The 25948-nt window shown below is 66.8% G+C and carries 25 protein-coding genes; 13 read left to right on the top strand and 12 right to left on the bottom strand.

Going from position 1 to position 25948, the window contains the following annotated elements; all coding sequences use genetic code 11:
* Positions 1-54: 54 nt before the first annotated feature.
* Positions 55-1452 (top strand): ammonium transporter, encoded by a 1398-nt coding sequence (locus DIE02_RS19045; RefSeq protein WP_124488094.1) that lies wholly within the window; start codon positions 55-57, stop codon positions 1450-1452.
* A gap of 196 nt (positions 1453-1648) precedes the next feature.
* Here the strand turns inward: DIE02_RS19045 and DIE02_RS36070 are convergent, their stop codons facing one another.
* Positions 1649-1954: a hypothetical protein gene (locus DIE02_RS36070; protein ID WP_260441515.1), complete on the bottom strand. Its 306-nt coding sequence runs from the start codon at positions 1952-1954 to the stop codon at positions 1649-1651.
* 349 nt (positions 1955-2303) lie between these two features.
* On the opposite strand from DIE02_RS36070, the gene DIE02_RS19035 reads away from it, so the two are divergent.
* Complete coding sequence (locus DIE02_RS19035; protein ID WP_221622532.1) at positions 2304-3224, top strand: SDR family oxidoreductase; 921 nt, start codon at positions 2304-2306, stop codon at positions 3222-3224.
* 51 nt (positions 3225-3275) lie between these two features.
* Here the strand turns inward: DIE02_RS19035 and DIE02_RS19030 are convergent, their stop codons facing one another.
* The 8 genes from DIE02_RS19030 to DIE02_RS18995 form a co-directional block, all read right to left on the bottom strand.
* Positions 3276-5624 carry a DUF1989 domain-containing protein gene (locus DIE02_RS19030; RefSeq protein ID WP_221623422.1) on the bottom strand — a complete coding sequence of 783 codons (2349 nt, stop codon included), beginning with the start codon at positions 5622-5624 and terminating at the stop codon, positions 3276-3278.
* Positions 5625-5744: 120 nt separating this feature from the next.
* The gene (locus DIE02_RS19025) at positions 5745-7115 is read right to left on the bottom strand and encodes an NAD(P)-binding domain-containing protein (RefSeq protein WP_124488092.1); all 1371 of its coding nucleotides are present in this window, start codon (positions 7113-7115) and stop codon (positions 5745-5747) included.
* A gap of 73 nt (positions 7116-7188) precedes the next feature.
* A complete protein-coding gene (locus tag DIE02_RS19020) occupies positions 7189-8055 on the bottom strand; it encodes a bifunctional 5,10-methylenetetrahydrofolate dehydrogenase/5,10-methenyltetrahydrofolate cyclohydrolase (RefSeq protein ID WP_124529660.1) in 867 nt (288 codons plus the stop codon).
* Positions 8052-8909, bottom strand: a complete 858-nt coding sequence (gene purU, locus DIE02_RS19015) for a formyltetrahydrofolate deformylase (protein WP_260426285.1) — start codon at positions 8907-8909, stop codon at positions 8052-8054. The genes DIE02_RS19020 and purU overlap by 4 nt, the downstream gene beginning before the upstream one ends.
* Positions 8910-8982: 73 nt before the next feature.
* Positions 8983-10113, bottom strand: coding sequence for an aminomethyltransferase family protein (locus DIE02_RS19010; RefSeq protein ID WP_124488090.1), 1131 nt, complete (start codon positions 10111-10113; stop codon positions 8983-8985).
* 48 nt (positions 10114-10161) lie between these two features.
* Positions 10162-11178, bottom strand: a complete 1017-nt coding sequence (locus tag DIE02_RS19005) for a DUF3445 domain-containing protein (protein ID WP_124529658.1) — start codon at positions 11176-11178, stop codon at positions 10162-10164.
* 10 nt (positions 11179-11188) lie between these two features.
* Positions 11189-12124: a PDR/VanB family oxidoreductase gene (locus DIE02_RS19000; protein ID WP_124529656.1), complete on the bottom strand. Its 936-nt coding sequence runs from the start codon at positions 12122-12124 to the stop codon at positions 11189-11191.
* Positions 12121-12732, bottom strand: a complete 612-nt coding sequence (locus tag DIE02_RS18995; protein WP_124529654.1) for a dimethylamine monooxygenase subunit DmmA family protein — start codon at positions 12730-12732, stop codon at positions 12121-12123. Before DIE02_RS18995 ends, DIE02_RS19000 begins: the two co-directional genes overlap by 4 nt.
* 224 nt (positions 12733-12956) lie before the next feature.
* Here DIE02_RS18995 and DIE02_RS18990 point away from each other — a divergent pair, with 224 nt between their 5' ends.
* From DIE02_RS18990 to DIE02_RS18980, 3 genes are read left to right on the top strand one after another with little or no spacing between them, the layout of a single operon-like run.
* A complete protein-coding gene (locus tag DIE02_RS18990) occupies positions 12957-14048 on the top strand; it encodes a sensor histidine kinase (RefSeq protein ID WP_221623421.1) in 1092 nt (363 codons plus the stop codon).
* Positions 14048-14701 carry a response regulator gene (locus tag DIE02_RS18985; protein WP_124521251.1) on the top strand — a complete coding sequence of 218 codons (654 nt, stop codon included), beginning with the start codon at positions 14048-14050 and terminating at the stop codon, positions 14699-14701. The genes DIE02_RS18990 and DIE02_RS18985 overlap by 1 nt, the downstream gene beginning before the upstream one ends.
* 17 nt (positions 14702-14718) lie before the next feature.
* Positions 14719-15480 (top strand): PAS domain-containing protein, encoded by a 762-nt coding sequence (locus DIE02_RS18980; RefSeq protein ID WP_260427318.1) that lies wholly within the window; start codon positions 14719-14721, stop codon positions 15478-15480.
* Between the two features lie 116 nt (positions 15481-15596).
* On the opposite strand, the gene DIE02_RS18975 is transcribed toward DIE02_RS18980, so the two are convergent.
* The gene (locus tag DIE02_RS18975; protein ID WP_185702640.1) at positions 15597-17285 is read right to left on the bottom strand and encodes an APC family permease; all 1689 of its coding nucleotides are present in this window, start codon (positions 17283-17285) and stop codon (positions 15597-15599) included.
* A gap of 479 nt (positions 17286-17764) precedes the next feature.
* Here DIE02_RS18975 and DIE02_RS18970 point away from each other — a divergent pair, with 479 nt between their 5' ends.
* The 6 genes from DIE02_RS18970 to DIE02_RS18945 all read left to right on the top strand — a co-directional run bounded on the left by DIE02_RS18970 (position 17765) and on the right by DIE02_RS18945 (position 22043).
* The gene (locus DIE02_RS18970) at positions 17765-18331 is read left to right on the top strand and encodes a TetR/AcrR family transcriptional regulator (protein WP_124529652.1); all 567 of its coding nucleotides are present in this window, start codon (positions 17765-17767) and stop codon (positions 18329-18331) included.
* A gap of 225 nt (positions 18332-18556) precedes the next feature.
* Positions 18557-18982, top strand: coding sequence for an organic hydroperoxide resistance protein (locus DIE02_RS18965; RefSeq protein ID WP_011880657.1), 426 nt, complete (start codon positions 18557-18559; stop codon positions 18980-18982).
* Between the two features lie 67 nt (positions 18983-19049).
* On the top strand, positions 19050-20084 hold the full coding sequence (locus DIE02_RS18960; protein ID WP_124529650.1) for an alpha/beta hydrolase: 1035 nt from the start codon (positions 19050-19052) through the stop codon (positions 20082-20084).
* Between the two features lie 275 nt (positions 20085-20359).
* Positions 20360-20731, top strand: coding sequence for a CidA/LrgA family protein (locus DIE02_RS18955; protein WP_124521247.1), 372 nt, complete (start codon positions 20360-20362; stop codon positions 20729-20731).
* Entirely contained in the window at positions 20728-21462 is a 735-nt protein-coding gene (locus tag DIE02_RS18950) for an LrgB family protein (protein ID WP_124488082.1), read from the top strand. Before DIE02_RS18955 ends, DIE02_RS18950 begins: the two co-directional genes overlap by 4 nt.
* 245 nt (positions 21463-21707) lie before the next feature.
* Positions 21708-22043, top strand: a complete 336-nt coding sequence (locus DIE02_RS18945) for a hypothetical protein (protein ID WP_044847701.1) — start codon at positions 21708-21710, stop codon at positions 22041-22043.
* Positions 22044-22209: 166 nt separating this feature from the next.
* On the opposite strand, the gene wrbA is transcribed toward DIE02_RS18945, so the two are convergent.
* Entirely contained in the window at positions 22210-22812 is a 603-nt protein-coding gene (wrbA, locus tag DIE02_RS18940) for an NAD(P)H:quinone oxidoreductase (protein WP_124529648.1), read from the bottom strand.
* A 61-nt stretch (positions 22813-22873) separates the two neighbouring features.
* Complete coding sequence (locus tag DIE02_RS18935) at positions 22874-23599, bottom strand: pirin family protein (RefSeq protein ID WP_124488081.1); 726 nt, start codon at positions 23597-23599, stop codon at positions 22874-22876.
* A 127-nt stretch (positions 23600-23726) separates the two neighbouring features.
* Here DIE02_RS18935 and DIE02_RS18930 point away from each other — a divergent pair, with 127 nt between their 5' ends.
* Both DIE02_RS18930 and DIE02_RS18925 read left to right on the top strand, forming a co-directional pair.
* The gene (locus DIE02_RS18930) at positions 23727-24644 is read left to right on the top strand and encodes a LysR family transcriptional regulator (RefSeq protein ID WP_124488080.1); all 918 of its coding nucleotides are present in this window, start codon (positions 23727-23729) and stop codon (positions 24642-24644) included.
* A 103-nt stretch (positions 24645-24747) separates the two neighbouring features.
* On the top strand, positions 24748-25869 hold the full coding sequence (locus tag DIE02_RS18925) for a Fic family protein (protein WP_221622570.1): 1122 nt from the start codon (positions 24748-24750) through the stop codon (positions 25867-25869).
* The last annotated feature ends 79 nt before the right edge of the window (positions 25870-25948 follow it).

Raw genomic sequence — 25948 nt, 5'->3', positions numbered from 1 at the left:
ATCGGTTATCGCGTGCATCGCGGGGCGGTGCATGCCTTGCTTCGAGGAAACGACATGAAAAAGACGATTGGCTGGATTCTGTGCGCGTGGCTCGCATTGCTGGCGCTACCCGTGTTCGCGGACGACAAGGTGGCGGCGGTGCCGGTGCCGAACAAGGGCGACACCGCGTGGATGATCGTCGCGACGCTGCTCGTCGTGATGATGGCGGCACCCGGGCTCGGCCTTTTCTACGGCGGAATGGTGCGGGCGAAGAACATGCTGTCGATCCTGATGCAGACGCTCGTGGTGTTCTGCCTGCTCGGCGTTCTGTGGGCGGTATACGGTTACAGCATCGCGTTCACCGAAGGCAACGCGTTCTTCGGCGGGCTCTCGAAGGCGTTCCTGGTCGGCATCACGCCGGATTCGACCGCCGCGACCTTCAGCAAGGGCGTCGTCATTCCGGAGTTCATCTACGTGTCGTTCCAGCTGACGTTCGCCGCGATCACGCCCGCGCTGATCGTGGGGGGCATCGCCGAACGCGCGAAATTCTCCGCGGTGCTGGCGTTCATGGTGCTGTGGTTCACCTTCTCGTACCTGCCGATTGCGCACATGGTCTGGTACTGGGCGGGCCCGGACGCTTACACGAGCGCCGCGGCGGCCGACAAGGCCGGCGCGACGGCCGGCTTCTTGTTCCAGAAGGGCGCGATCGATTTCGCAGGCGGCACCGTGGTGCATATCAATGCAGGCATCGCGGCGCTGGTCGGCGCGATCATGATCGGCAAGCGGGCGGGGTTCGGCAGGGAGACGATGGCGCCGCACAATCTGACGATGACGATGATCGGCGGGTCGCTGCTGTGGGTCGGCTGGTTCGGATTCAATGTGGGCTCCGCGCTCGAGGCAAGCGGCGCGGCGACGCTCGCATTCGTCACGACGCTTTTGGCGACCTGTGCGGCGACGGTGTCGTGGACCTTCGTCGAATGGTCGCTGAAGAAGAAACCGTCCATGCTCGGCGCGGTGTCCGGCGCGATCGCGGGGCTGGTCGTGATCACCCCGGCATGTGGGTTCGTCGGGCCGATGGGCGCGATCGCGATGGGGTTGATCGCGGGCATCGTCTGCTATTGGGGCGTCAACGGGCTCAAGCGCCTTCTCGGTGTCGACGATTCGCTCGACGTATTCGGCGTCCACTGCATCGGCGGCATCGCGGGTGCGCTGCTCACCGGGGTATTCGCGTCGCCGTCGCTGGGCGGAACCGGGATCTACGACTACGTGGGGAACAAGGTCGCCGACTACCACATCGGCGAGCAACTGATTGCGCAGTGCTGGGGCGTCGGGACCTCGCTCGTGTGGTCCGCGGTCGTGTCGGTTGCCGCATTCAAGCTGGTCGACATGACGATCGGTCTGCGTGTCGACGGTGAGCGCGAACGTGAGGGTCTCGACGTCAGTTCGCACGGGGAGACGGCTTACCATTCGTGACGATCGCGTAGCCGCAAGCGCGCATTGTGCGCCGGTTCGCCGTCCCTATCCGGGGCGGTTGAACTGCATCGGTTGTCAAACGGGGCGGCGGGATCGATTAAGGCAGAGCATCGACGGATGACTGAATTCGGCGGCAATTCGTCGTTCATCTCTCTGCCCGACGAACGCTTCGATTGCCGGCGCTCCAGTGCGGAAGTTACTTGCCGTGCTCCTCCCATACCTTCGACCATGAACGAATCGCCTCGAGATTCGTACGGATATCACACAGTACGCCGTCGGCACCCTGGGGATGAAATTGATGTCTGCGAACGCTGTAGAAGTCCTGGGCGAGCATCCTGATGTGACCTACCCTGTCGGCGCAGTAGCCGCAGCGAGCGCGAATGCGACCATGCAGAAGCTCGAGTTGTTCCAGGGCCGAAGGGTTTGGAGCAGCGAGATCGTTTTCGCGAAAAATTGCTTCTATCTCGGCTGCGACGTCGCGAATGATTTCAGATGTCTTCATGGAAAACTTTATCCATAACACCGTGGGCGTTAGCTAGGTAAGATTGGTGAAAATGGGATTTAACAAAGTATAACGTTTCGATCGCGCCATTTTCTTTTTTTCAAAAAATAAGTCGCTGGTAGCCCGGATTTTCGTGGGTATCCCTATTGGCGTCTAATGCGAGTTATTTGGCGCATTTCGATAATGATTAAATGCAATGCAAATCACATAATGAAGTAACGGGAATTTATGAAAGCCGCGCCATGGGGAATTTGGTCGGCAAGCGAGTCGTCATTGCCGGTGGTCCCGATGGCTTCAGCGTCGGCGCGGCCAGGTGTCGTAATGAACCTGACGATGGGAGAGAAGGGTGATGGACCCGATAACCGCATTGCGCTTTTCGCGACGCAGCACCGCGGAGCAGGTCACCGAGGGCCTGGATCTCTCCGGCCGGACGATCCTGATCACGGGCTGTAATTCTGGTATCGGTCTTGAAACGACGCGGGTTTTGGCAATGCGCGGCGCCCGCATCATTGCCGTCGCGAGGGATGAAGACAAGGCGCGCGCCGCCCTGGCGATCGCCGACGCCGCAGATGGCATGGCCGTTGGAGCCGAACTGACCGATCTCGCTTCCGTTGCCCGGGCCGCCGACCGCATTCTCGCGTGCGGCATCACCCTCGATGCCGTCGTCACCAATGCCGCGATAATGGCGCTGCCAAAGCTGGAGACGGTGAACGGCGTGGAAAAGCAGTTCTTCGTCAACCATGTCGCCCATCATCTGCTGGTGACGCGGTTGCTGCCTTCAATCAACCGCTCGCGCCCGGGCCGGATCGTCATTGTGGGCAGTCATTCCCATCGCTTTGCTCCAGGCGGGAAAGGCATTGATTTCGACAATCTCGACGGTAGCAACGGCTATCGCGGTTTTCCGTTCTATGGCCAGGCGAAGCTCGCCAACATCCTGTTCGCGAACGAGCTTTCACGCAGAGTGGGTCATGTCGGAATCACTGCAAACGCACTCCATCCGGGACTGATTGGCGCCACGGGCCTGCATCGGCATATGCGCGGGCCGTTCAACTGGATCGTCTCGGCTGCGATGCTGTTCGGCAAAACGGTGCCGCAGGGCGCCGCGACAACGTGCCTGCTGGCCGCGCATCCTGCGCTGAACGGCGTCACCGGCCGTTATTTCGCGGATTGCCGCCCTGCCGAATCCTCGGCCTTCGCCCGGGACGCCGATCTCGCCCGGCGCCTCTGGGACCGCACCGAGGAAATCATCGCATCCCACGGGATGACCTGATCCCGAACGCTTGGCTTGCCTGCAGGTGTGTGCAAGCGGCAATCGCATCCGCTAGCCGCGTACGCGCGCCTTCTCCGGATCGTAAAAGATCGGGGCGGTCACCCGCGCGTCGATGCGCTTCTGCTGGCCGTCGAGCTTGCCGACGTGGAGCACGTTGCCCGGCTCCGTGTGGTGAACGTCGATTCGCGCGAGCGCGATGCTCCTGCCGAGGATCGGCGAGCGCATGCCGCTCGTGACGACGCCGACCTGTGCCCGCCCGTTGTGCACGCAATCGCCGTGACGGGCCGGTTCGTTACCGGCGAGTTCCAGCCCGACGAGCCGGCGTTGCGGATGCGCGCTGCGGCGAAGCAGCGCGTCGCGCCCGACGAAGTCATCGGTCTTCGTCGCGAGCGGAACGCTGAAGCCGATGCCGGCCTCGAACGGATCGGTTTCGTCGGTGAATTCGTAGCCGGCAAACACGAGCCCGGCTTCGATCCGCAACAGGTCGAGCGCGTCGAGACCGAGCGGCACGAGTCCGTGCGGCTGGCCCGCCGCCCAGATCGCGTCCCATACGGCTTGCGCGTCGCGCGGATGGCACCAGACCTCATAGCCGAGCTCGCCGGTGTAGCCGGTCCGGCTGACGATGACGGGGCAGCCGTCGTCGCCGCCGAGGCGGCCGATCAGGAAGCGGAACCAGCCGAGGCTGTCGAGCGACGGCTGGGTCGCGGGCGTGCGGATCAGCGCGCGCAGGATCTCGCGGCTGCGCGGCCCTTGCAGCGCGACATTGTGGATCTGGTCGGACGACGACTTGACCCAGGCCTTCATGCCGAGCCTGTTCGCCTGCTCCCGCAGCCAGACACCCGCGAAATCGTCGCCGCAGATCCAGCGGAACGTGTCGGGGCCGAGCCGCATCAGGGTGCCGTCGTCGAGCATTCCGCCGTGCGGATGGCACATCGCCGAGTAGACGACCTGTCCGACCGCGAGCCTGCGCACGTCGCGCGTCAGGCAGTATTGCAACAGGGCCTCGGCGTCGGGGCCGGTGACGTCGAACTTGCGCAACGCGGACAGATCGACGATTGCCGCGCGCTCGCGGCAGCCGTAGTATTCGTCGATCGCGCCGTAGCCGTCGAACCGCGCCGGCAGGTGCCAGCCGCGGTAGTCGGCAAAGTGGCGCGTGAGCGCCGACGTGCGGGCGTGGAAGCCCGACTGGCGCGTCAGCACGGGCGGGGCGTCGGGGGTGGGTCTGATGGCGGTGGACATGGTGAAGCGCGCCTCGCTCGAATAGGTTCGGATCCGGATGTCGGTCGGTTGCCACGCGTTCGCGGGGTCGATGTCGTCGGGGCACGACGTGCTGACGCACAGCAGCGGCTTCAGCGCGCGCAGCAGCACGTAGTCGCCCGGGCGCGACCACGGCTCGTCGATCGTCATCTGGCCGTGCGCGTCGATCGAGGTGTTGAAGAAGAAATTGATCGCCGGCCAGCCGGGACGCGCGGCGATGCCGTATTCGGCGAGCACCGCACTGATGTTGTCGCTGCAGTTCGCATGGCCCGGGTAACCCTGCGTGTCGTAATAGCGCGCGGTGCACGCGAGCGCGAACGTGTCGTGCCGGCCGACGGTATCGTGCACGACTTCGAGCATCGGCTGCATGAGCTGATCGAAGAACCGCGAGTACAGACCGGGCATGGGATACGCATGACCGTTCAGCGTGCGGGTGACGGTCGGATCGAGACCGACTTCCCGGTGCCCACCGAGCGCGTCGAGATCGAATGCGACGAAATCGGAGCATTGCCTGCCGTCGACGTCGACGATCTGCAGGTACTCGCCGGCCGCGACCGTGTACGCGACGGCCGTTCCCGGACGGATGACGAAATCCGCGAGCGGATCGGCGAGCGGCACGCTCGTCTGCGTGGCAGCGGACGCGCCCGCGCGCACGACGGACAGCTGAAGCTCCGTCGCCGGCTGGCCGGCCCGGTCCACGGGCACGGGGCCGCCGGGCGCCGCGACGATCGCGACGATCGGCTCCGTCGCGACGAACGTGCGCATGGTGCCGGCGCGGGTGTCGCCGGACCAGAGGACGGCGCCGTCGGGCAACGGCTTGCCCGTCAGCCCGTGCCGTTCGAGCAGGATGGCGAGATCCGCTTGTGCTGCGGAAGCGCCGTTCAGGCATTCGGCGATGAAGCGTGCGCTGTCGTCGGGCGTCAGGGCGAGCGCGGCCAGCGCACTGCCGCCGTCGCGCACGCGCAATGCGAGCAGCTCCGCGCGCTGCCGGCCTTCGACGTCGATCACCTGCAGCGTATCGCCGGCATCGAGCTTGACGGCGGCGAGCCCCGCACCGGCGACACGATGGCGTTCGCGGCCGGCCGCATGCGCGGACAACGCAGGTTCATGCGGCCGCGACACGGTCGGTGGTCGAATGAGCATGGACGTTCCTTGAATGAGTGGACGGGCGCGGCCCGCGATGCGCGCGGCCGCGAACGGCACGTCGGGCGTCGCGGCACCCGGGGCCCGGTCGGGTGACGCGACAGCGCAGTGCCGCGGCAGTCAGCCGGCGCGAACGCGCGGCTCGGGCGCACGCTCGCCGAGGTACGCGTCCATCGAATCGTCGAGCGCGTCGAGCCACGGCGTGTGATGCGGCGGCGACTGGGTGCCGGTCATCAGCGAGCGATACGATTTGTCGCGATAGCCCATGATGTTCTCGTGCTTGTCGTGTTTCCACGCGAGGAACGTGCGATTGACGCCGGCGATGTCGAAGCTCGGATAGTCGGTCGCATCGATCAGGTCCTGGATATAGCTGCCCTGATACTCGAACATCTGCTGGTTGGTGACCAGCGTTTCCTCGCGCGCGCGCCACGCGAGACTGTCGGCGTGCATCGCGTCGAAACCGGGCAGCGCGATGCGGCCGAGGATGACGTCGCGTGCGTACCAGGCTTGCGCGTCGAACATGTTGAACGAGTACCAGAGGTCCTGCATGCCGAGATAGATCAGTTTCGGGTTGCGTTCCCAGAAGATGCCTTTGTACAGGTCGAGCGGCCAAAGCCGGTTGTTCGTCTTCAGGCGCAGGCTGTCGGGCAGAAACGGGAAATGGTGCTGGTATCCGGTGCAGAGGATGATCGCGTCGATCTTCTTGCTGCTGCCGTCGGCGAAAAACGCGACGTTGCCGCGCACGCGCTCGAGCAACGGCTTTTCCTCCCAGTTCGCCGGCCAGTGATAACCCATCGGCGCCGTGCGATAGCAGCTCGTGATGCTGCGCGCGCCATACTTGTAGCATTGCGACCCGATGTCCTCGGCCGAATAGCTGCTGCCGACGAGCAGGATGTCCTTGTCCTTGAATTCGAGCGCGTCGCGAAAGTCGTGCGCATGCAGGATGCGTCCGCCGAAGCTGTCGAAGCCGGGAAAGCTCGGCATGTTCGGGGTCGAGAAATGGCCGCACGCATTCACGACGTAGTCGAAGTCTTCCGCGTACACGACGTCCTTGTCGAGATCGTGCGCGGTCACCGTGAAGCGGCCGCTCGCGTCGTCGAACGCAACCTGGCGCACGACGGTGCTGAAGCGGATGTCCTTGCGCACGCCGGCCTTCTCGACGCGTCCCTTGATGTAGTCCCACAGCACTTCGCGCGGCGGATACGACGCGATCGGCTTGCCGAAGTGTTCCTCGAACGTGTAGTCGGCGAACTCCAGGCATTCCTTCGGGCCGTTCGACCACAGATAGCGGTACATGCTGCCGTGGACCGGCTCGCCATGTTCGTCGGTGCCGGTGCGCCACGTGTAGTTCCACATGCCGCCCCAGTCGCGCTGCTTCTCGAAGCAGACGAGCTGGGGGATGTCCGCGCCCTTCGCCTGGGCCGACTGGAAGGCGCGAAGCTGGGCCATGCCGGATGGGCCCGCACCGATGATTGCAACACGTTGTGTCATCGCGTTCTACCTCGTTGGAAGTGGTTAGCCGTGGTTCGGCGAACGGCGCGTGCCGTTCGTGCGCGGACGCGGGTCACGTCGCGCGCTGCCGCCGCGCCGCGAGCGCGGTGTTCTTCATCAGGAAGGCGATCGTCAGCGGACCGACGCCGCCCGGAACCGGCGTCAACGCGGCGGCGACGCGCGCCACGCTGTCGTGGTCGACATCGCCGACGAGCCGCGTCGCGCCGCCGGATTCGATGCGGTTGATGCCGACATCCACGACGACCGCGCCCGGCTTGATCCAGTCCGCATCGACGAGCCCCGGCTTGCCGGCTGCCGCGACGACGATGTCCGCCTGGCGGCACAGTTCGGCGGCGTTCGCGCTGCGCGAGTGGACGGTCGTCACCGAGCAGTCGGACTGGAGCAGCAGCGCGGCCATCGGCTTGCCGACGATGTTCGAGCGCCCGACGACGACTGCATGCTTGCCGCGCAAGTCGCCGACGATCTCCCGCAGCAGATGCATGCAGCCCGACGGCGTGCACGGCACGAGCGCGTCCTGGCCGAGCGCGAGCCCGCCGACGTTGTCGCGATGGAAGCCGTCGACGTCCTTGCGCGGATCGATCGCGTCGATCACGGCCGCGGCGTCGAGTGGCGCGGGCAGCGGCATCTGCACGAGAATCCCGTGGACGTCGGGGTCGGCGTTGAGTTCGGCGACGAGCGCGAGCAAGTCGGACGCGGCGGTGTCGGCGGGCAGCCGATGCTCGATCGAACGGATGCCGACCTGCTGCGCGCGCAGCATCTTGTTGCGCACATAGACGTGGCTCGCCGGGTCGTCGCCGACGAGTACGACCGCGAGGCCGGGCAGCACGCCGTCGCCGCGCAGCCGCGCGACGTCGTGCCGGACGGATTCCAGCAGCGCGTCGGCGATCGCCTTGCCGTCGATGATCGTCGCGCCGCTCATCGGAAGATCACCGTGCGGTTCTGGTTCAGGAACACGCGGTGCTCGGTGTGATACTTGACCGCACGCGACAGTGCGACCGTCTCGGTGTCGCGTCCGATCGCGACGAGATCGGACGGCTGCAGCACGTGGTCGACGCGCTGCACCTCCTGCTCGATGATCGGCCCTTCGTCGAGGTCGGACGTCACGTAGTGGGCGGTCGCGCCGATCAGCTTCACGCCGCGCTCGAACGCCTGGTGGTACGGCTTCGCGCCCTTGAACCCCGGCAGGAACGAGTGGTGGATATTGATCGCGCGGCCGGCGAGCCGCTCGCACAGGTCGTTCGACAGGATCTGCATGTAGCGGGCCAGCACGACGAGTTCGGTGCCGGTTTCGTCGACGATGCGCATCAGCTCCGCCTCCTGCCGCGTTCGGGTGTCCGGCGTGATCGGCAGGTAGATGAAGCGGATGCCCTCGCGCTCGGCCATCGGCCGCAGATCCAGATGGTTCGACACGACCGCGGTGATCTGCATGCGCAGCTCGCCCTTGCGGAAGCGGTACAGCAGGTCGGACAGGCAGTGGTCGAACTTGCTGACCATCAGCAGCACCTTCATCGGCTCGCCGGCGCTTTTCAGTTGCCACTGCATCGAGAAATCCCGGGCGACGCCCGCGAAATCGCGCTGCAGCTGCTCGACGTTGCCGTTCGCACCGGTGTTGAAGCGGAACACGGCGCGCATGAAGAACGTGCCGCTGACCTCGTCGTCGTATTGCGCCAGCTCGCCGATGTAGCAGTTCGACGCGGCGAGATGGGCGGTGACGGCAGCCACGATGCCGGACGTGGCCGGGCAGCTGATCGTCAGGATGTAGTTCGGATTCACGTCGTGTGTCCTCGAAACGGATCGGAATGCGGGAAAGGCCGGCCGTCGCCGGTCATGCATGGTCGTCAACGCGTCAGCCGACGGCGGTGCGCTTTTTCTTGTCGGGATCGTCGAACGGCAACAGCGCGGTGGTCGCGCGCGTCTCGACGCTGCCCTTCACCACGAGCGGCACGCCCGCACGGGCATGCCGGACGTCGAGGCGGGCGAGCGCGAGCGAGCGCCCCGTCAGCCGCGAATACATCGCGCACGTGATCACGCCGGCCGCCTTGCCGTCGTGCCAGAGCGTGTCGCCGGCCTGCGCGGCCTTCGCGGCCTCGAGCTCGACGCCGAAGATCCGGAACCGCTCCTTGCCGGCGAGCCGGAAGTGCTCGGCCGCGCCGCAGAATTCGGTCTTGCCGGGCGACACCGTGAAATCGAGGCCGAGTTCCCACAGCGTGTCGCCGGCGCGCTCGTCGGCAAACGGGTACATCTCGGAGTTGTCGTACGGATAGAACAGCAGGTAGCTCTCGACGCGCAGCCAGTCGAGCGCGGTGAATGCGCAGGGGACGATGCCCATCGCCCGGCCCTTGTCGAGGATCGTGTCCCAGATGAACGGCGCGTCGGCGGCCTTGCAGAAGATCTCGTAGCCGCGCTCGCCGGTGTAGCCGGTGCGCGAGATCATCGCCGGCCGGCCGAACAGGCGCGTCTGCACATGGTGGAAGTACGGCAGGTTGCGGATGTCCGGCACGTATTCGGCAAGGAAGTCGACCGCGACCGGCCCTTGCAGCGACAGGTCGTGCAGGTCGTCGTCGAACAGCACGGCGACCTGCCGGCCATACGCGGAGCGCACGAGGCGCTCGTACCCCGCGCCCGCGCCATGGACGACCATGAACGCATTGGGGCCGGTGCGGTAGACGATGCAGTCGTCGATGAACTTGCCGCTCTCGTCGAGCAGCGTCGCGTACACCGACTTGCCGGGATACAGCTTGCCGATGTCGCGCGTCGTCGCCCAGTTCAGCAGGCTTTCGGCGTGCGGGCCGACATAGTGCACCTTCTTCAGCCCCGATACGTCCATCAGGCCGGCGCGGGTGCGAATGGCCTCGTGGTGGTCGGCGAGATCGGTCGCATAGGTCCATGCGGTGCCCATGCCGTTCCAGTCCTCGAGATTCGAGCCGAGTGCGCGATGCCGGTCCGCGAGGGCGGAGATGCGCCAGGAGTTCGCCATCTTGAATGCTCCAAACGAAAGTGAAGGTCGATTACGGAAAACGCCGGGTCAGGCGTCGACGTCGAACCGGCTGAGCCATTCGACGAGCGTGTGCCGGTAGCGGGTCATGCCCTTGTATTCGGCGATCGGGTCGGGCAGGTCGCGCAGCACGCGGTGCAGCCGGCGCGCCCACACCGGGTTGCCGACGAGGTCGGCCATGCTGCACAGGTAGGTGCGGATGCCGAACATCAGCGCATTGCTGCGCGCAAGCCGCGCCATCAATTGCAGCTCGACGCGCAGGTGCACGGCTTCGCCGACGTTGTCGGGCGTCACGCGCCCGCGGTCCGCGCCCCATTGGTGATAGGTCTCGGGCGACGTGTCGAGGCGCGGATGAATGGTCAGCGTCCAGTTCAGGCGGCGCACGGGGTGGCCTGCCTGCACGCCGAGCAGGTATTTCAGCGCGCGGTCGAATACGCCCGCCTGGTGCGCGAGCGGCACCGGCGCGTGCCATTGTTTGAAACTCATGCCCGCATCGAACGCGAGCGACCAGTCGGCCGGGCCGGTGACGACGCCGGCGTCCATGTACAGGTCGCCGTCGCGCTGGTCGAGCAGCGCGATGTCGCCTTGCGTCTGCCGCATGACGTATTCGAGCGGGCCGTACGGCAGCGTGCGCGCGTCGCCGAACACGAAGGCCTGGTCGAGGTCGAGCGCGTGGTTCCGCCAGTGCCAGCGATCACCGTCGCGCTCGAGCGCGAACCACGCCGGATAGTCGTGCGCGAGATGCGTCATGATCATCTCCAGCGTGTCCCAGCACGCGGTCTCCATGTGCGGCATCACGATCGCGCGGCGCGGATCGGCGTCGAGCACGCGTGCGCGTTCGGCGATCTCGGAACGGTAGTGCTCGTCGATGTCGAAGTGGTGCGCGTAGACCGAGCCGGGATCGCGCGGCGTCGCGGGCTCGAGGTTGACCGAATACATGTACCGGTCCTCGGGGAACGGAAACGGAAAGCGCGCGATCGCCGCCGGGCTGTTGCGGAACGAGAAGTCGTCGCGATAGGTTTGCGCGGGCTTGATGAATACGCTCATGGCTCGGATCTCACAGGTCGAGGGTCAATGCGGCGCCGCACGCGCGCGATACGCAGGGCATCAGATGGGTGGCGCGCGCGTCGGCGTCCAGGAACGCATCGCGATGCTCGACCGTGCCGTCGAGATAGCGCGTCGCGCACTGGCCGCATGCGCCGCCGCGGCACAGGTTCGGCACGTCGATGCCCGCCGATTCGAGCGCCTCGAGCAGGCTCTGCTCGGCGCCGACCGCGATGCGACGGCCGCTGCGGCGCAGGTCGACCGCGAACGGCTGGCCCGGCGCCGGCGCCACGAAGGCTTCCCAGTGCACGCGGCCGGCCGGCCAGCCGAGCGCGGCGGCCGCGGCGCGCACCGCGTCCAGCAGGCTTGCGGGGCCGCACACGTAGACGTGCGTGCCGAGCGGCTGCCTTTGTAGCATCGCGATCGCGTCGAAGCGTGCGTGCACGCCGTCATAGCCGTGAAAGCGCGCGCCGAGCCGCGCATCGAGCGATGCGCGATAGGCATCCGTCAGGCCCGCGCGGTACGCATGGTGCAACTCGTGGCTCGCTTGCCGGCGCTCGAGTTCCGCGAGATGCGCGATGAACGGCGTGATGCCGATGCCGCCCGCGACGAGAACGTGATGGCGCGCGGTGGTGTTCAACGCGAACAGGTTCGCCGGTGCGGTGATGCGCAGGCGCGCGCCGGGTTCCAGACGGTCGTGCACGAACGCGGAGCCGCCGCGTGACGACGCGTGACGGCGCACGGCGATCCGGTAGAGGTTTCGTTCGGCCGGATCGCCCGCCAGCGAATAGGCATTGCGATAGGTGCGGCCGCCGTCGTTCAGCACGACTTGCACATGGCTGCCCGACGAGAACGCCGGAAGGGGGCCGTCGAGCGCCGTCAGCACCAGTTCGCGCACGACGGGTGTGAGCATGCGGGCTTCGGCCACGCGAACGTCGAGCAGGTTCATGCGCGGTCTCCCGCGCAGGGCCGGTCGGCGTCCGCGCAGACGCCGAGATAGGCGCCGAGCCGCGCGGAGAAATGCTGGCGGACACTCAGGCGGACGTCGCATGACGGGCAGGTGACCTCATCGGGCTCGTCATGCCCGTCGTGCGCATGCGCGGCCCCGCAATGCACGCAGTACACGGTGCGCCGCGTGCCGGACACGGCCGCGGCCACCTCCTCCGGCAGCAGGCCGGCCGCCTGCGCGATACGCCGAATGTGCCAGACGAACGTCTCGTCGCCGCACACATAAAGACGCACGCCGACCGTGCTTTCATCCAGCCGGTGCCGCACCTCGTCTTCGAGCGTGTCGAGCGACGCGTGAAACACGGCCGGCAGGCCGATTGCCTGCAGCTTGCCGAGCGTGACGAGCAGCGCGCTGCCCGGCAGCCCGGCGAGCGCGTTGATGAACGCCGGCAGCGCGTGGAGCGCGTCGCCTTGCGCGACCACGAGATGCGAGCGGGCCTCGGCGCAGGGCTGCAGCGGCGCATAGTGCGGCAAACTCGGCGGCACGAATGGCGTGTGCGCCGGTTGCGGTTGCCGGCTGCGGGCTGCGAACGGTTCAATTGAGTGCATCGATCGGCTCCCAAAATGGGGCGTTTGCATCATGAATGGGCGTACGCTCGGCGACGGTCGTGGCGTCACGTTTGCGTTCCTGTTGTTCAACATAGTTTCTTGCCAGTAATTGCCGTTCAATCCTGAAGAGGAGGTACGCCCTAAGAGGTAGCGCGCCGGAACGGCGCCGAAAGGCATGGAACTTGCGTCGTGATTCGATCCTGGTTTGTCCGTGCCGAACGACCGTGACTCCTGACGACAGCCTGACCGACCGATGCATGCGGCCCGCCGGCGGCGCGTCGTTGCCGACGCGCATGCGTGACGCGCTGCTCGCGTTTCTGGCCGGATACGTCAATGGCGCGCCGCGCCACGTGGCGTTTCACGCGTTCTTCACGGGACTCGCGCGCGAATTGCCGGACGCGCGGATCGTGCTCGCGCTCGATGGCGGCGTGGGCTACGAATCCGCGCCGGACACGCTGGTGCGATGCACGCAGGGGCATCGCTGCAAGTTGCGGCATGGGGCAAGCGACGGCGCATGCGAACTGTGTCCGGACTGCGTCGGGCAGGGGCACGGGCGCGCGGTGCGCGCGCTCGGCGACGCGGTGCTGGTGCTGGACGTCGCGCTGCCGGCGGCGCCGACGCTGCTGATGGACCTCGAGATCGTCGCGGCCACGATCCGCGCGGCGCTGATGCGTCGGGCGCCCGCCGACGCGCACGGGCGCGACGCGACGAACCCGTCGGAGGCGCTGACACGCGAGTTGCACGACTCGGTCGCGCAGCAACTGGGCTTCATGTCGTTCCTGGTCGCTCGCCTGCAGCAACAGGACACGACCGGCAACCCGCTGTTGGCCGAACTGCGCACGATGACGACGCGCCTGCAGCGCCAGGTGCGCGAGCTCATCACCAGCGCGCGGCTGACGCTCGACGGGCGCTCGCTGCAGCAGGCGCTGGCCGAGTCGGTCGCGGAATTCTCGCGCCGCTGCGATGTGGTGTTCGAACTCGACAATCGCGTGCCCGACCTGCGGATCGATCCGCGCATCGCGCTGCATATCCTGCAGATCGTCCGTGAAGCGCTGTCGAACGTCGTGCGTCATGCGCAGGCCGGGCATGCGTGGATCACGCTGCGGACCGACGGCGATGGTTTGCAGGTATCCGTCGTCGACGACGGAATCGGGCTCAGCGAGGGATCGGCCGACCTGAACCACTACGGCCTCGACATCTTGCGCGAACGCGCGGCGGCGATCGGCGGACGCATCGCGATCGATGGCGGCGCCTGCCGCGGGACGCGCGTGATACTTGTCGTGCCGGACGGCGCGACATTCGGAGAGACATCCTGATGGAACCGACGACGCTGCTGTTGATCGACGATCACCCGCTGTTTCGCCGCGGCGTGGCCGAATTTTTTGGTGCGACCGGAGAATTTCGCGTGGTCGGCGAATCGTCGAACGGCGCGCAGGGGATTTCGCTCGCGGGCATGCTGCGCCCGGAGCTGGTGCTGATCGATCTGCACATGCCGGGGCTCGGCGGGCTGCAGGTGCTCGACGGGCTCAGGCGCAAGGAGGTCGATTGCGTGAAGGTGCTGCTGACGGCGTCGATGGAGCGCGACGAGCTGCGCGCGGCCGTGCGGCTCGGCGCCGACGGCTACGTGCTGAAGGAGTCGGAGCCGCAAGCGCTGCTCGCCTACGTGCGTAGTTGCATGCGGGGGCTCGTGGTGCTCGACGACGAACTCGCCGACGAAGACGGCGTCGCCGGCGCGCATGCCGACGCGCGGCCGGTCGACCTGACCGCGCGCGAAACGCAGACGCTGACGCTGATCGCCGACGGCATGAGCAACAAGCAGATCGCGCGCGTGCTCGGCATCAGCGAGGGCACGGTGAAGGTCTACGTGAAGAACCTGCTGCGGAAACTGGACGCGCGAACGCGGCTCGAGCTGGCGGCATCGGTGCACCGGCGCGCGATCGGCGCATCGACGCGGGAACGGGGGGCGTGATGAAGGACGGCGCGCGCGTGACTCAGCCTGTTCAGCCGACGCAGCCGTCGAGCGGCGCGTTCGACGTGGACGATTGCCCGCTTGCGCTGCTGAAGCTGGACGGCGCGGGACGGATCGCCGGCTTCAACGTCGCGTGGACCGACGCGATGGAACGGCCCGCGGCCGGTCGGCGCTTCGTCGATTACGTGCATCCGGAGGACCGGCGCATCTGGAGCGGCATGCTGCAGCGTGCGCGGGCGATCTCGCGCGGCGGGGTCCGCGAGCGTCTGCGCTGCGTGCGTCCGGACGGCGAACTGCGCTGGTTCGAGGTGTCGTTGAAGAGAAATGCCGGCGGCTCGTCCGTTGCGCTGTCCGACGTGACGCTCGACCGCCGTCGCGAGACCTCGACGCAGGCACACCTGAGAAGCGTCGCGGGGCTGCTCGACAGCATTCCGGGCCTCGTCTACCGCGGCCGCAACAACCGGCTGTGGACGATGGAGTACGTGAGCGCCGGATGCGAGGGCTTGACCGGCTATCCGCGGCAGTGGTTTCTCGACGGGCATGCGCATGCATTCGGGCAACTGATCGTGCCCGAGGATGCCGATTACGTGTGGACGGGTGTACAGCAGGCGCTGGCGGTGCGCGGCGTCTTCGATCTGCGGTATCGGATCAGGTGCGCCGACGGACGGATCAAGCCGGTGTGGGAGAACGGCGTCGGGATTTATTCGGCAAGCGGCGAGGTGTTGGGCGTCGAGGGCGCGATCTTCGAAGTGCGGCCGGGCGACCGGTCGGGCGCCTGAGCGGCCGACGCATTCGCGCGGCCAGCCGCGCCCGCGCCGGATTGCCGGCGCGAAAGCGCGGCGCCCGGTCGTGAACCGGGCGTCGTTTCGATTCGAGCGCAACCGCGACGGCGCGCTTATGGCGCGAACCAGTGCGTCGCAGCGACGACCGCCACGCCGAGCAGCAGCGTCAGGTACGGCAGATAGCCGGCCTTGCGCGGCTGCATGCTGCCGGACAACGCCATGTCTTCCCGCATCTGGTCCGGGAAGCGGCCCTTGTCGGTCACGTAATGCCGCCAGGCGAACACCGGCAGGATCAGCGCGGCGAACATGAGGCCCGAGACCAGCGTGCCCTTGCCCCACACGTCGGCGCCGAACCCCATCAGCGCGAGGTTGACGAACGACAGCAGCGTGCCGAGCGCGAGCAGCCAGCGCGGCGCCCTGAACGGGCGCGGCCAGTTCGCGCGGTCGAGGCGGTGGATCCATGCCGCGTTCAGGTTGAGGAAGTTGAAGATGATGTACCCGACGTTCGACATCGCGAGCACGACGGTGTAGTCGGACATCAGCAGCAGAAACAGGTTGAAGCCGAGATCGGTCCACATCGCGCGGGTCGGCGCGCCGTTCTCGTTCACGTGCGACAGGTACTTCGGCAGCCAGCCGTCGACCGATGCCTGATACAGCGTGCGCGACGATCCGGCCATCGACGTCATGATCGCGAGCACCAGCGCGAATACCAGCATCGGTTTCAGGATGTACTCGCCCCGGTTGCCGACGTGCACGATCTGCGCCATGGCTTCGGCGACGCCCATGCCGCTGAAGATGCCCGGCGACAGCACGCCGTCGTAGACGGCCGCCTGCGTGACGTTGCCCGCCGCATCCTTCACTTCGGGCGTGACGAGCTGCCCGAGGCCCAGCGCGCCCTGGAACGCGAGCGGGACCATCGTGAAGAACACGATGCACAGCAGGCCGGAATAGACGATGGCCTTGACCGTGTCGCGGCGCGGATCGCGAAACTCGCGCGTGTAGCAGACCGCCGTCTCGAAGCCGTAGGTCGACCACGCGGCGATGAACAGGCCGCCCGCCATCAGCTGCAGGCCCGCCAGATTCCATGTTCCGTCGATGACGCGGCCGGCCGCATCCTTCGCGAGCGGGTAGAGCGGCAGCAGGTGCGACTTGGGCAGGTCGCCGCTCAGGATCGGATAGACGCCGACGAGCAGCAGCGGCAGCAGCGCGGCGATCGCGAGAATCATCTGGAGTTTTGCGGCCTGCAGGATGCCGCGATGCTGGACCGCGAAGGTCGTGAGCAGGATGATCGCGCCGATCACGAAGGTCGCGTTGATGCGCAGCGACAGGCCGCTCGCGAGCCAGCCGAGATCGAGCAGCGTGATTTGCCAGGTGTTGATCGCAGCCCTGGCCGGGAACAGCATGTTCAGCACATAGCCCGCGCCCATGCCCGAGCCGATCGCCAGCACCGGCGACCACGCGAACCAGTTGCACCACACGGACAGCGGCGCGAGCAGCTTGCTGTAGCGCACCCACGCGATCGCACCGTACACCGATGCGCCGCCCGACTTGTGCGGAAAGAGTCCTGCAATCTCCGCGTAAGAAAACGCCTGGACGAAGCCGAACAGGATCGAGATCATCCATACGATCCACGACGGCTTGCCGACGGTGGCCGCGATGGAGCCGATCGAGAAGAGCACGAGCGCGGGCACGCCGCTCGCGACCCAGAACGCGCCGGTCCAGCTTATCTTGCGCTGAAGTCCGGCCGTCTCGCCATGCGCGGCGGGGAAATCCGCCGGTGCGCTGTCAGGGAGGGAACTCATGGGGGTCTCCGTCAAGTCGGGTTGGGTACGATGCGATCAACGATCGTTGGCCAATAACGCGCAAACAACTCTCTTGAAGAGGTACTCCTTCCGAGAGAGAACCGGCGTCGCACGGCGACGGAGGGGCGATGCCGGCACGCGCTCGGGCGCGCATGTGCGCAAATCGCGCAGGCGAAGCGGGGCGCGCTTCGTTAGGTTGACGAAGAAAATGGAACGAAGGGATGGTGTCCGGTGAGTGGTGCGCCGCGACCCGAGCATGGGCGGATCATTCGAAACGTTCGTTGCCCACGCGTCGTCGCCTGTCCGGGTAGTTCCGCCCGCCGCCGCGCTCCGGCGTGTCCCGCACGCTGTTGCGCGCGTTGTAAGCAATCGCGGCGGCACGGTGCCACGCGTGCCGACACCCGGGATTCGACGAGCCTTTCATCGCGCCCCACAAAAAAGTCTTGACTATCTATCTATGAGTAGATAAAGTTCGATCCATGGAAACGAAGACGACCGTCCGCGAACAGATTCTCGACCACGCGATCACGCTGATGATGCTGCGCGGTTACAACGGCTTCAGCTATCGAGACCTGTCCGATCTGGTTGGCGTGAAGACGTCGAGCATCCACTACTACTTCCCGTCGAAAGACGATCTCGTGCTGGAAGCGGTGGCGGCGTACAGCGACGAAGTGCTTGCGGCGATGCGTGCGATCGATCCGGCGTTGCCGGCCGACGTCAAGCTGAGCCTCTACACGAAGCTGTTCGGCAGAACGCTCGGCGACGGCAATCAGATCTGTCTGTGCGGCATGCTCGCGGCGGACATCGAATCGTTGCCGGAGCGCGTGCGGCAGGCGGTTCAGGCCTTTTTCAAGGCCAACGAGAACTGGCTCGCCGAGTTGCTGGCGCAGGGCGCGAAGGAGCGCACGCTGCAGTTCAGCGGCACGCCGGAAACGGCGGCGCGCACGTTGTACGCGGCGTTCCAGGGCAGCGTGCTGGCCAGTCGGCTGTTTCATACGCGGGCTCGTCTCGAGGATGTCGAGGCCGTCTGGAAAATCCGGTCCTGATGGACGGGGCAGGCAGTCAGGCGGTTCGCCGCCTTTTGTTGGGGTTACTTATCTATCTTGTAGTAGATAGATAATCGGACGGATGGATTCGATCATCCGCATTTTTTGGGGATACGTGTCTATCTATGAGTAGATAAACAAGCGTGATGCCGGCGGCCAGGCCGTCGGCGCGCGATCCCGGTTGGAAGGCTGTTTCACTTACTCACCATTGAAAAGGAGTCTGTCATGTCGATCGAAAAAGTGCTGTACCGCGCTCATGCAAAAGCCACCGGCGGCCGTGACGGCCGTGCCACGGTGCCCGAAAGCGGTCTCGACCTGAAGCTGACCACGCCGCGCGAACTCGGCGGTGCGGGCGGCGCCGGCGCGAACCCTGAACAACTTTTCGCGGCCGGCTACAGCGCGTGCTTCATCGGTGCGATGAAGTTCGTCGCGGCCCGCGACAAGATCGCGATCCCCGCGGACGCCGCGATCGAAGGCAGCGTCGGCATCGGTGCGATCCCGAACGGCTTCGGCATCGAAGTCGAACTGAAGATCTCGCTGCCGGGCCTCGACCGTGAAACCGCGCAAACGCTGATCGACCGCGCGCACATCGTCTGCCCGTACTCGAACGCGACGCGCGGCAACATCGACGTCACGCTGACGCTCGTCTGATCGCACGCACTACGAAGTAATCCGTCGTCATTCATTGCATACACCGGTTGAGCCAAGGAGTTTCATCATGAAGATCGTCAAGCCGCTGCTTGTCGCCGCTGCCGTTGCGGCCGCGTTGTTCACCGCCCCCGCCGCCTTTGCCGCCGGCAGCGACGGCGTCCGTCCCGATACGGCGACCAGCGGGTTGCTCGCCGTGCTGAACGGCCAGAAGGGGCCGGGCCTCGAAACGCTGAGCCCCGCGAAGGCGCGTCAGGTGCTGGTCGACGCCCAGCGCGGCGCGAAGGTCGACCTGTCCGGCATCGACGTATCGAACCGCACGATCGAGCAGGACGGCCTGTCGGTGCCGATCACGATCGTGCGTCCGCAAGGAGTGGCGGGCACGCCGCCGGTGTTCATGTTTTTCCATGGGGGCGGCTGGATTCTCGGCGACTTCCCGACGCATGAGCGCCTGGTGCGCGATCTGGTGGTGCAATCGGGCGCCGTCGCGGTGTTCGTGAACTACACGCCGTCGCCGGAAGCGCATTACCCGGTCGCGATCAACCAGGCGTATGCGGCGACGAAGTGGGTCGCCGCGCACGGCGCGGAAATCGGCGTCGACGGCAGCCGCCTCGCGGTGGTCGGCAACAGCGTCGGCGGGAACATGGCGGCCGTCGTCGCGCTGATGGCGAAGGACAAGGGCGGCCCGGCGATCCGCTTCCAGGGCCTGTTGTGGCCCGTGACGGACCACGACTTCAATACCGGTTCGTACAACGCGTATCAGCAGGGGCACTTCCTGAACCGGCCGATGATGAAGTGGTTCTGGGACGCCTATACGAAGAACGAAGCGCAACGCAACGAGATCTACGCGTCGCCGCTGCGTGCGAGCACCGCGCAGTTGAAGGGATTGCCGCCCGCGCTGATCCAGGTCGCGCAGTTCGATGTGCTGCGCGACGAAGGCGAAGCGTACGGTCGCAAGCTCGACGCCGCTGGCGTCGATGCGACGACGACGCGCTACGACGGCACGATTCACGACTTCGGTTTGCTGAACGCGCTGGCCGAGGATGCGCCGACCAAGGCGGCGATGAAGGCGATGGCCAACGAAATCGCCACGCGCCTGAAGTAGGGCTGCGGGCGGCATTCGAACGGGTTCGAATGCGAACGGCGAAGCGGCGGGCTTAGGTCCGCCGCTTTCGCATGGGGAGCGGGGCGACAGGGCCGTCGAAACGCGACCCCGGCGGCCGGATCGAAGCAGCCCGATGCCGATCCCGATCGCGTGATGGCCCGCGGTGCCCGCCGCGCGCATTGTTGGTACGATCGCGCGTATCGTCCACGCCGGCGTCGCATGCCGCCGGCCCATCGGCTGCACGGTCACGCGGCCACGTTCGGGAGAAGCGGCTCATGCTGCAGGCGTTCGCGGTCTTGCTGACCTTCCAGTGTCTCGGGGAAGGGGTGTCCTACCTGTTCGGCGTGCCGGTGCCGGGCCCCGTGATCGGCATGCTGCTGCTGTTCGGTTTCGTGATGCTGCGCCCGCGGGTGGCCGACGCGATCGAGCCGACCGCGCTCGAGCTGCTGCGCCATCTGTCGCTGCTGTTCGTGCCGGCCGGCGTCGGCATCATGGTGTCGGCCGACCGCGTGCGCGGCGATGCGCTGGCGGTCGTCGTCGCGCTGGCGGCGAGCACGTCGCTTGCGATCGCCGTGACGGCGCTCGTCACGCGCGCGTTGCTGCGGCGCCAGCGGCGCGCGGACGGTGCGGCGGAGGGCACGCAATGACGGCCTTCCCGAAACTCGGCGCGATCTGGGTCTACCTCGCCGCGACCCCGCTGCTCGGCCTGACGATCACGCTGATTGCCTACCTGGTTGCGCAGGCCGTCTATGCGCGGGCGCGCTTCAACCCGCTCGCGAACCCGGTGCTGATCGCGGTCGCGCTGATCGTCGTGCTGCTGACGATCACGCACACGCCGTATCCGACGTATTTCGAGGGCGCGCAGTTCGTTCACTTCCTGCTCGGCCCGGCGACCGTCGCGCTGGCGCTGCCGCTGTACCGCCAGTGGTCGAAGCTGCGGCGCGCCGCGGTGCCGCTGCTCGTCGGGCTGCTGGCGGGCTCGCTGACCGCGATCGTGTCGGCGGTCGGCATCGCCGCGCTGTTCGGCGCGTCGCACCAGACGATCGCGTCGCTCGCGCCGAAATCCGCGACCACGCCGATCGCGATGGCCGTCGCGCAGGAAATCGGCGGAATTCCGTCGCTGACCGCCGTGCTGGTGATCTCGACCGGCATTTTCGGCGCCGTGTGCGCCCGTGCGATCCTGAACGCGCTGCGCATCGAGGAGCCGGCCGTGCGCGGTTTCGCGCTCGGCGTCGCGTCGCACGGGATCGGCACCGCGCGCGCGTTCCAGGTCAGCGAGGAGGCCGGCGCGTTCGCGGGCCTCGGGATGGGGCTGAACGGCGTGCTGACCGCATTCGTCGTGCCGATCCTGCTGCCGGTGCTGTCGCGCTGGATCTGAGCGGCGCAGGGCAGCGGCGGCGCGCGATGCTATCGGTTTCCCTGATGGCCGCGCCCCCCCGCGCCGGCCCGCCGGGCGCCTGGCGCGGATGTATCGTGGCCGTTATCGGGAGAATTCAGGAACCGGCACGGACATTTGTGCAGCGATCGGCTAACGTTGCATCGGCGCCGTGGCGGCACGCCGACGTCCGTCGCGTGCGGGCCGGCGTTCAACCCACATCCAACAATCGACAAGGAGAACCGGTCATGACGAAGTCTCGCGTGGTTTCGGTGGCAGTGGCAGTAACGGCGTCGTTCGGTCTGCTGTTGACCGCAGCGCCGGCGGCATATGCGCAGGATCCGGCGTCCGCGCCCATTGAGAATCCGGCATCCGCACCGACGCAGAAGCAACTCGACAAGGCGCAGAAGAAAGCTGCCCGCAAGGCAGCGCGCGCGCGTCACGCGAAGGACCTGAAGGCGATCGGCACGGGCACCGGCTACCGGCTCACCAACGACCAGAGCAACTATCCGCAGAACGCGGTGGAGAAGGCGCCCGCGACGAAGGCGGCGCCGGCGCCGGCCGCGCCTGCATCGGGCCAGTAACGGCCGCAAACGGCTGCAAACGGCTGCAGGCGGCCGGCAAGGGCCGACGTTGGTTCAATGAAAAACGGCGCCGGGTTCGACCGGCGCCGTTCGCTCGTGTGTGTGCCGCGCAAGCGCCACGCGCCGCGGCCCCGGGGCTTCCCGGCACGCGCGGCATTCGTTCGCGTTACGACGCGAGCTTCGCGGCGAGTTCCGCGACGTGCTTGCCCTGGTAGCGCGCGATGTCGAGTTCGTTCGCGCTCGGCTGACGGCTGCCGTCCGCGCCCGCGAGCGTGGTCGCGCCGTACGGCGTGCCGCCCGTGATCTCGTTCATGTTGACGAGCCCGCTGCACGCATAGGGCACGCCGACGATCACCATCCCGTGGTGCAGCAGCGTCGTGTGGAACGACGTGATGGTGGTTTCCTGGCCGCCGTGCTGCGTGCCGGTCGACGCGAACACGCTGCCGATCTTGCCGACGAGCGCGCCCTTCATCCACAGGCCGCCGGTCTGGTCGAGGAACGTGCGCATCTGGCCGGCCATGTTGCCGAAGCGGGTCGGCGTGCCGAAGATGATCGCGTCGTAGTCCGCGAGTTCGTCCACGGTGGCGACGGGGGCGGCCTGGTCGACCTTGACGCCGATCGCCTTCGCCTGGTCGGCGGGAATGGTTTCCGGCACGCGCTTGAGCGTGACCTCGACGCCGGGCACCGATTGCGCGCCTTCCGCGACGTGCTGCGCCATCGTTTCGACGTGCCCGTAGGACGAGTAGTAAAGAACGAGTACCTTGGCCATGTTGCGAATCTCCGATTAAGAAGGCCCCGCCTTCAGCGGGGCCCGAGGTTCCAAGCAGGCGTCATGCCCACTCGGCCGTCACTTCGACCGGACGCAGGTCGAATACCAGCACTTCCGCATCCTTGCCGTCGGCGAACGTCAGCGCCTGTTCGTCGCGGATGCGCGCGCCGTCGCCTTCGCCGAGCGTCACGCCGTTGACCGTCACGCTGCCGCGTGCGACATGCACGTAGGCGAAGCGGCCCGGTGCCAGTTCGAGCGTGGCGCGCTCGTCGCCGTCGAACAGGCCCGCGTAGATCCGCGTGTCCTGGCGGATCTTCAGCGAACCGCCGCTGCCGTCGGGCGACACGATCGGCGTGAGCTTGCCGCGCTTGTCGGCTTCCGCGATGTTCGTCTGCTGATAGCGCGGCTCGGCACCCTTCTCGGACGGTCCGACCCAGATCTGCAGGAAGTGGACGGGCGTCTCGTGCGAGTGGTTGAACTCGCTGTGACGCACGCCGGTACCCGCGCTCATCAACTGGACGTCGCCCGGCACGATCACCGACCCGGTGCCCATCGAATCCTTGTGCTCCAGCGCACCGTCGAGCACGTACGACAGGATTTCCATGTCGCGGTGCGGGTGCGTGCCGAAGCCGCGGCCCGGCGCGACGCGGTCGTCGTTGATCACCAGCAGGTCGGAGAAGCCGACTTGCTTGGGATCGTAGTAGTTCGCGAAAGAAAACGTGTGACGGGAGCTGAGCCAGCCATGCTCGGCACGGCCACGTTGGTTTGCTGCACGAGTCTCGATCATGATTTTTTCCTGGATGTCGCCGGACCTCGGAAGTGGGCCCGGCCGTTCGTTGAGATGAATCTTAGGTCAATCTATTTGACAAATAAATGGCCGTGGAGATAATGACTGTCGCTATGGAGTGGACAATATGGAACTCAACGACCTGAGGATCTTCGTCGCGACCGTCGATGCCGGCAGCTTCACGGCGGCGGCCGACCAGCTGATGCTGTCCAAGCAGTTCGTGAGCCGGCGCACGATGGCGCTCGAGGCGTCGCTCGGCGTGCGTCTGCTGCATCGCAACACGCGCAATCTCGCGGTCACGGAATCGGGGCAGGAGTTCTATGCGCGCGCGCAGCGGATCCTCGCCGAGGTCGCCGACGCCGAGCAGGCGATGTCGGTGCGTAGCACCGAGCTGCACGGCTCGCTGAAGATCAGCGCGCCGCTGTCGTTCGGGATCACGCACGTGTCGCCGCTGATCGCGGAATTCCTGTCCGCGCATCCGGCCGTGCGGCTGAACGTCGACCTGACCGATCGGCGGGTCGACCTGATCGGCGAGGGCTTCGATCTCGTGCTGCGGATCGGCACGCTCGAGGATTCGACGCTGATCGCGCGAGCGCTCGGCGCGTGGCAGATGATCGCGTGCGCGAGCCCCGCTTACCTGAAGCGGCACGGCGCGCCCGCGACGCCGGCCGACCTCGGCGGCCATACGTGCCTGATGTACGGGCGCGAGCGGCGCGTCGGCTGGGAATTCCGGGTCGACGGGGTGGCGCGCACCTTCGACGTGCAGGGGCCGCTCGTCGCGAACAACGGCGAAGTCGTGCGCGACGCGGCGATCGCGGGGCTCGGCATCGCGCTGCTGCCGCATTTCATCGTCGGCGCGGCGCTCGACAGCGGCGCGCTCGTGCCGGTGCTCGACGCGTACGCGCCGCCGCCGATCACGCTGAACGCGGTGTTTCCGCAGCACCGTGAAGGATTCGTCACGCTGCGGACGTTCATCGGGTTTCTGGCCGAGCGGCTGGGGAAGGCCGTGCCGGCGGCGAACGGCGGCGCGGACCGGCGGCGGTAGAGGCGCGGGCGTGCGGCGCGTGCGGTGAATCGAAGCGTAATCTCCGCAGGATTTGCGGAGATTGTTGAGTCATGCGGTGAATCGGTGGGATAATCTCCGCATCATGAGCGGAGATTACACCTTCATCTGGCAGTCGTCCGACTGGCCCGCCTGGCGCTTCGACCTCCCGGCACTCGCGACGTCACTGGCCGATGTCAGCCGTGCGCAAGGTGCGCTGGCCGGGAGACTGGCGGATGTCGGCCTCGCACTGCGCGATGAGGCCAGCCTGGCCGCATTGACGGAGGATGTCGTCAAGACCAGCGCAATCGAGGGCGACAACCTGAACGTCGCATCGGTCCGATCGTCGATTGCGCGCCGGCTCGGCGTCGATATTGGGGCGCTGGCGCCGGTTGATCGCCATGTCGAGGGCGTGGTCGACATGGTGCTGGACGCGACGGCCCGTTCGGCGGAGGCGGTGACCGAAGCCCGGCTGCGCGGGTGGCATGCGGCGCTTTTTCCGACCGGCTATTCCGGGATGTCGCGGATCACCGTCGGCGCGTGGCGTATGGATGCGAGCGGGCCGATGCAGGTGGTGTCCGGGCCGATCGGCCGGCAACGCGTGCATTTCGAAGCGCCGCCTGCCGCGCGCCTGCCGAACGAGATCGAGCGCTTCCTGCGGTGGTTCAATGCGACGCCGGTCGAGCCCTTGCTGATCCGGGCCGGCCTGGCCCACCTGTGGTTCGTCACGCTCCACCCGTTCGACGACGGCAACGGCCGTATCGCACGCGCGCTCGGGGATCTGGTTCTGGCGCGCGCTGATCGGAGCCCGCAGCGCTTCTATAGCCTGTCGGCGCAAATCCAGCGCGAGCGCAATGCGTATTACGACGTGCTGGAGCGCACGCAGCGCGGTTCGCTGGACGTCACGGCATGGCTCGCGTGGTTTCTGGATGCGCTGGGTCGGGCCGTCGATCACGCGCACACGACGCTCGATGCGGTTCTGGTCAAGGCGCGCTTCTGGCAGCGATGTGCGGGCCTCGCGATGAACGAACGTCAGGTCAAGGTGATGAATCGCCTGCTCGATGGTTTCGAAGGGAAGCTGACCACCAGCAAGTGGGCCGCCCTCGCGAAGTGCTCGCAAGACACGGCGCTGCGTGATATCGAGCAGCTCGTCGCGCGCGGTGTCCTGCATCGCTCGTCGTCCGGTGGCCGGAGCACGAGTTACGAACTGGTGCCATTCGACGGCTGACGGCTGACGCGTGCTTGCGCTGCCGGCGTTCGCGCGTGTCGCCATCACGGCGTGCACATGCAAGGCCGAGGCATCGTGC

This window comes from Burkholderia sp. Bp8991 (assembly GCF_003853795.1).
Lineage (GTDB): Bacteria > Pseudomonadota > Gammaproteobacteria > Burkholderiales > Burkholderiaceae > Burkholderia.
The sequence above is the reverse complement of the archived record's forward strand: the minus strand, read 5'-3'. Positions and strand labels throughout refer to the sequence as shown.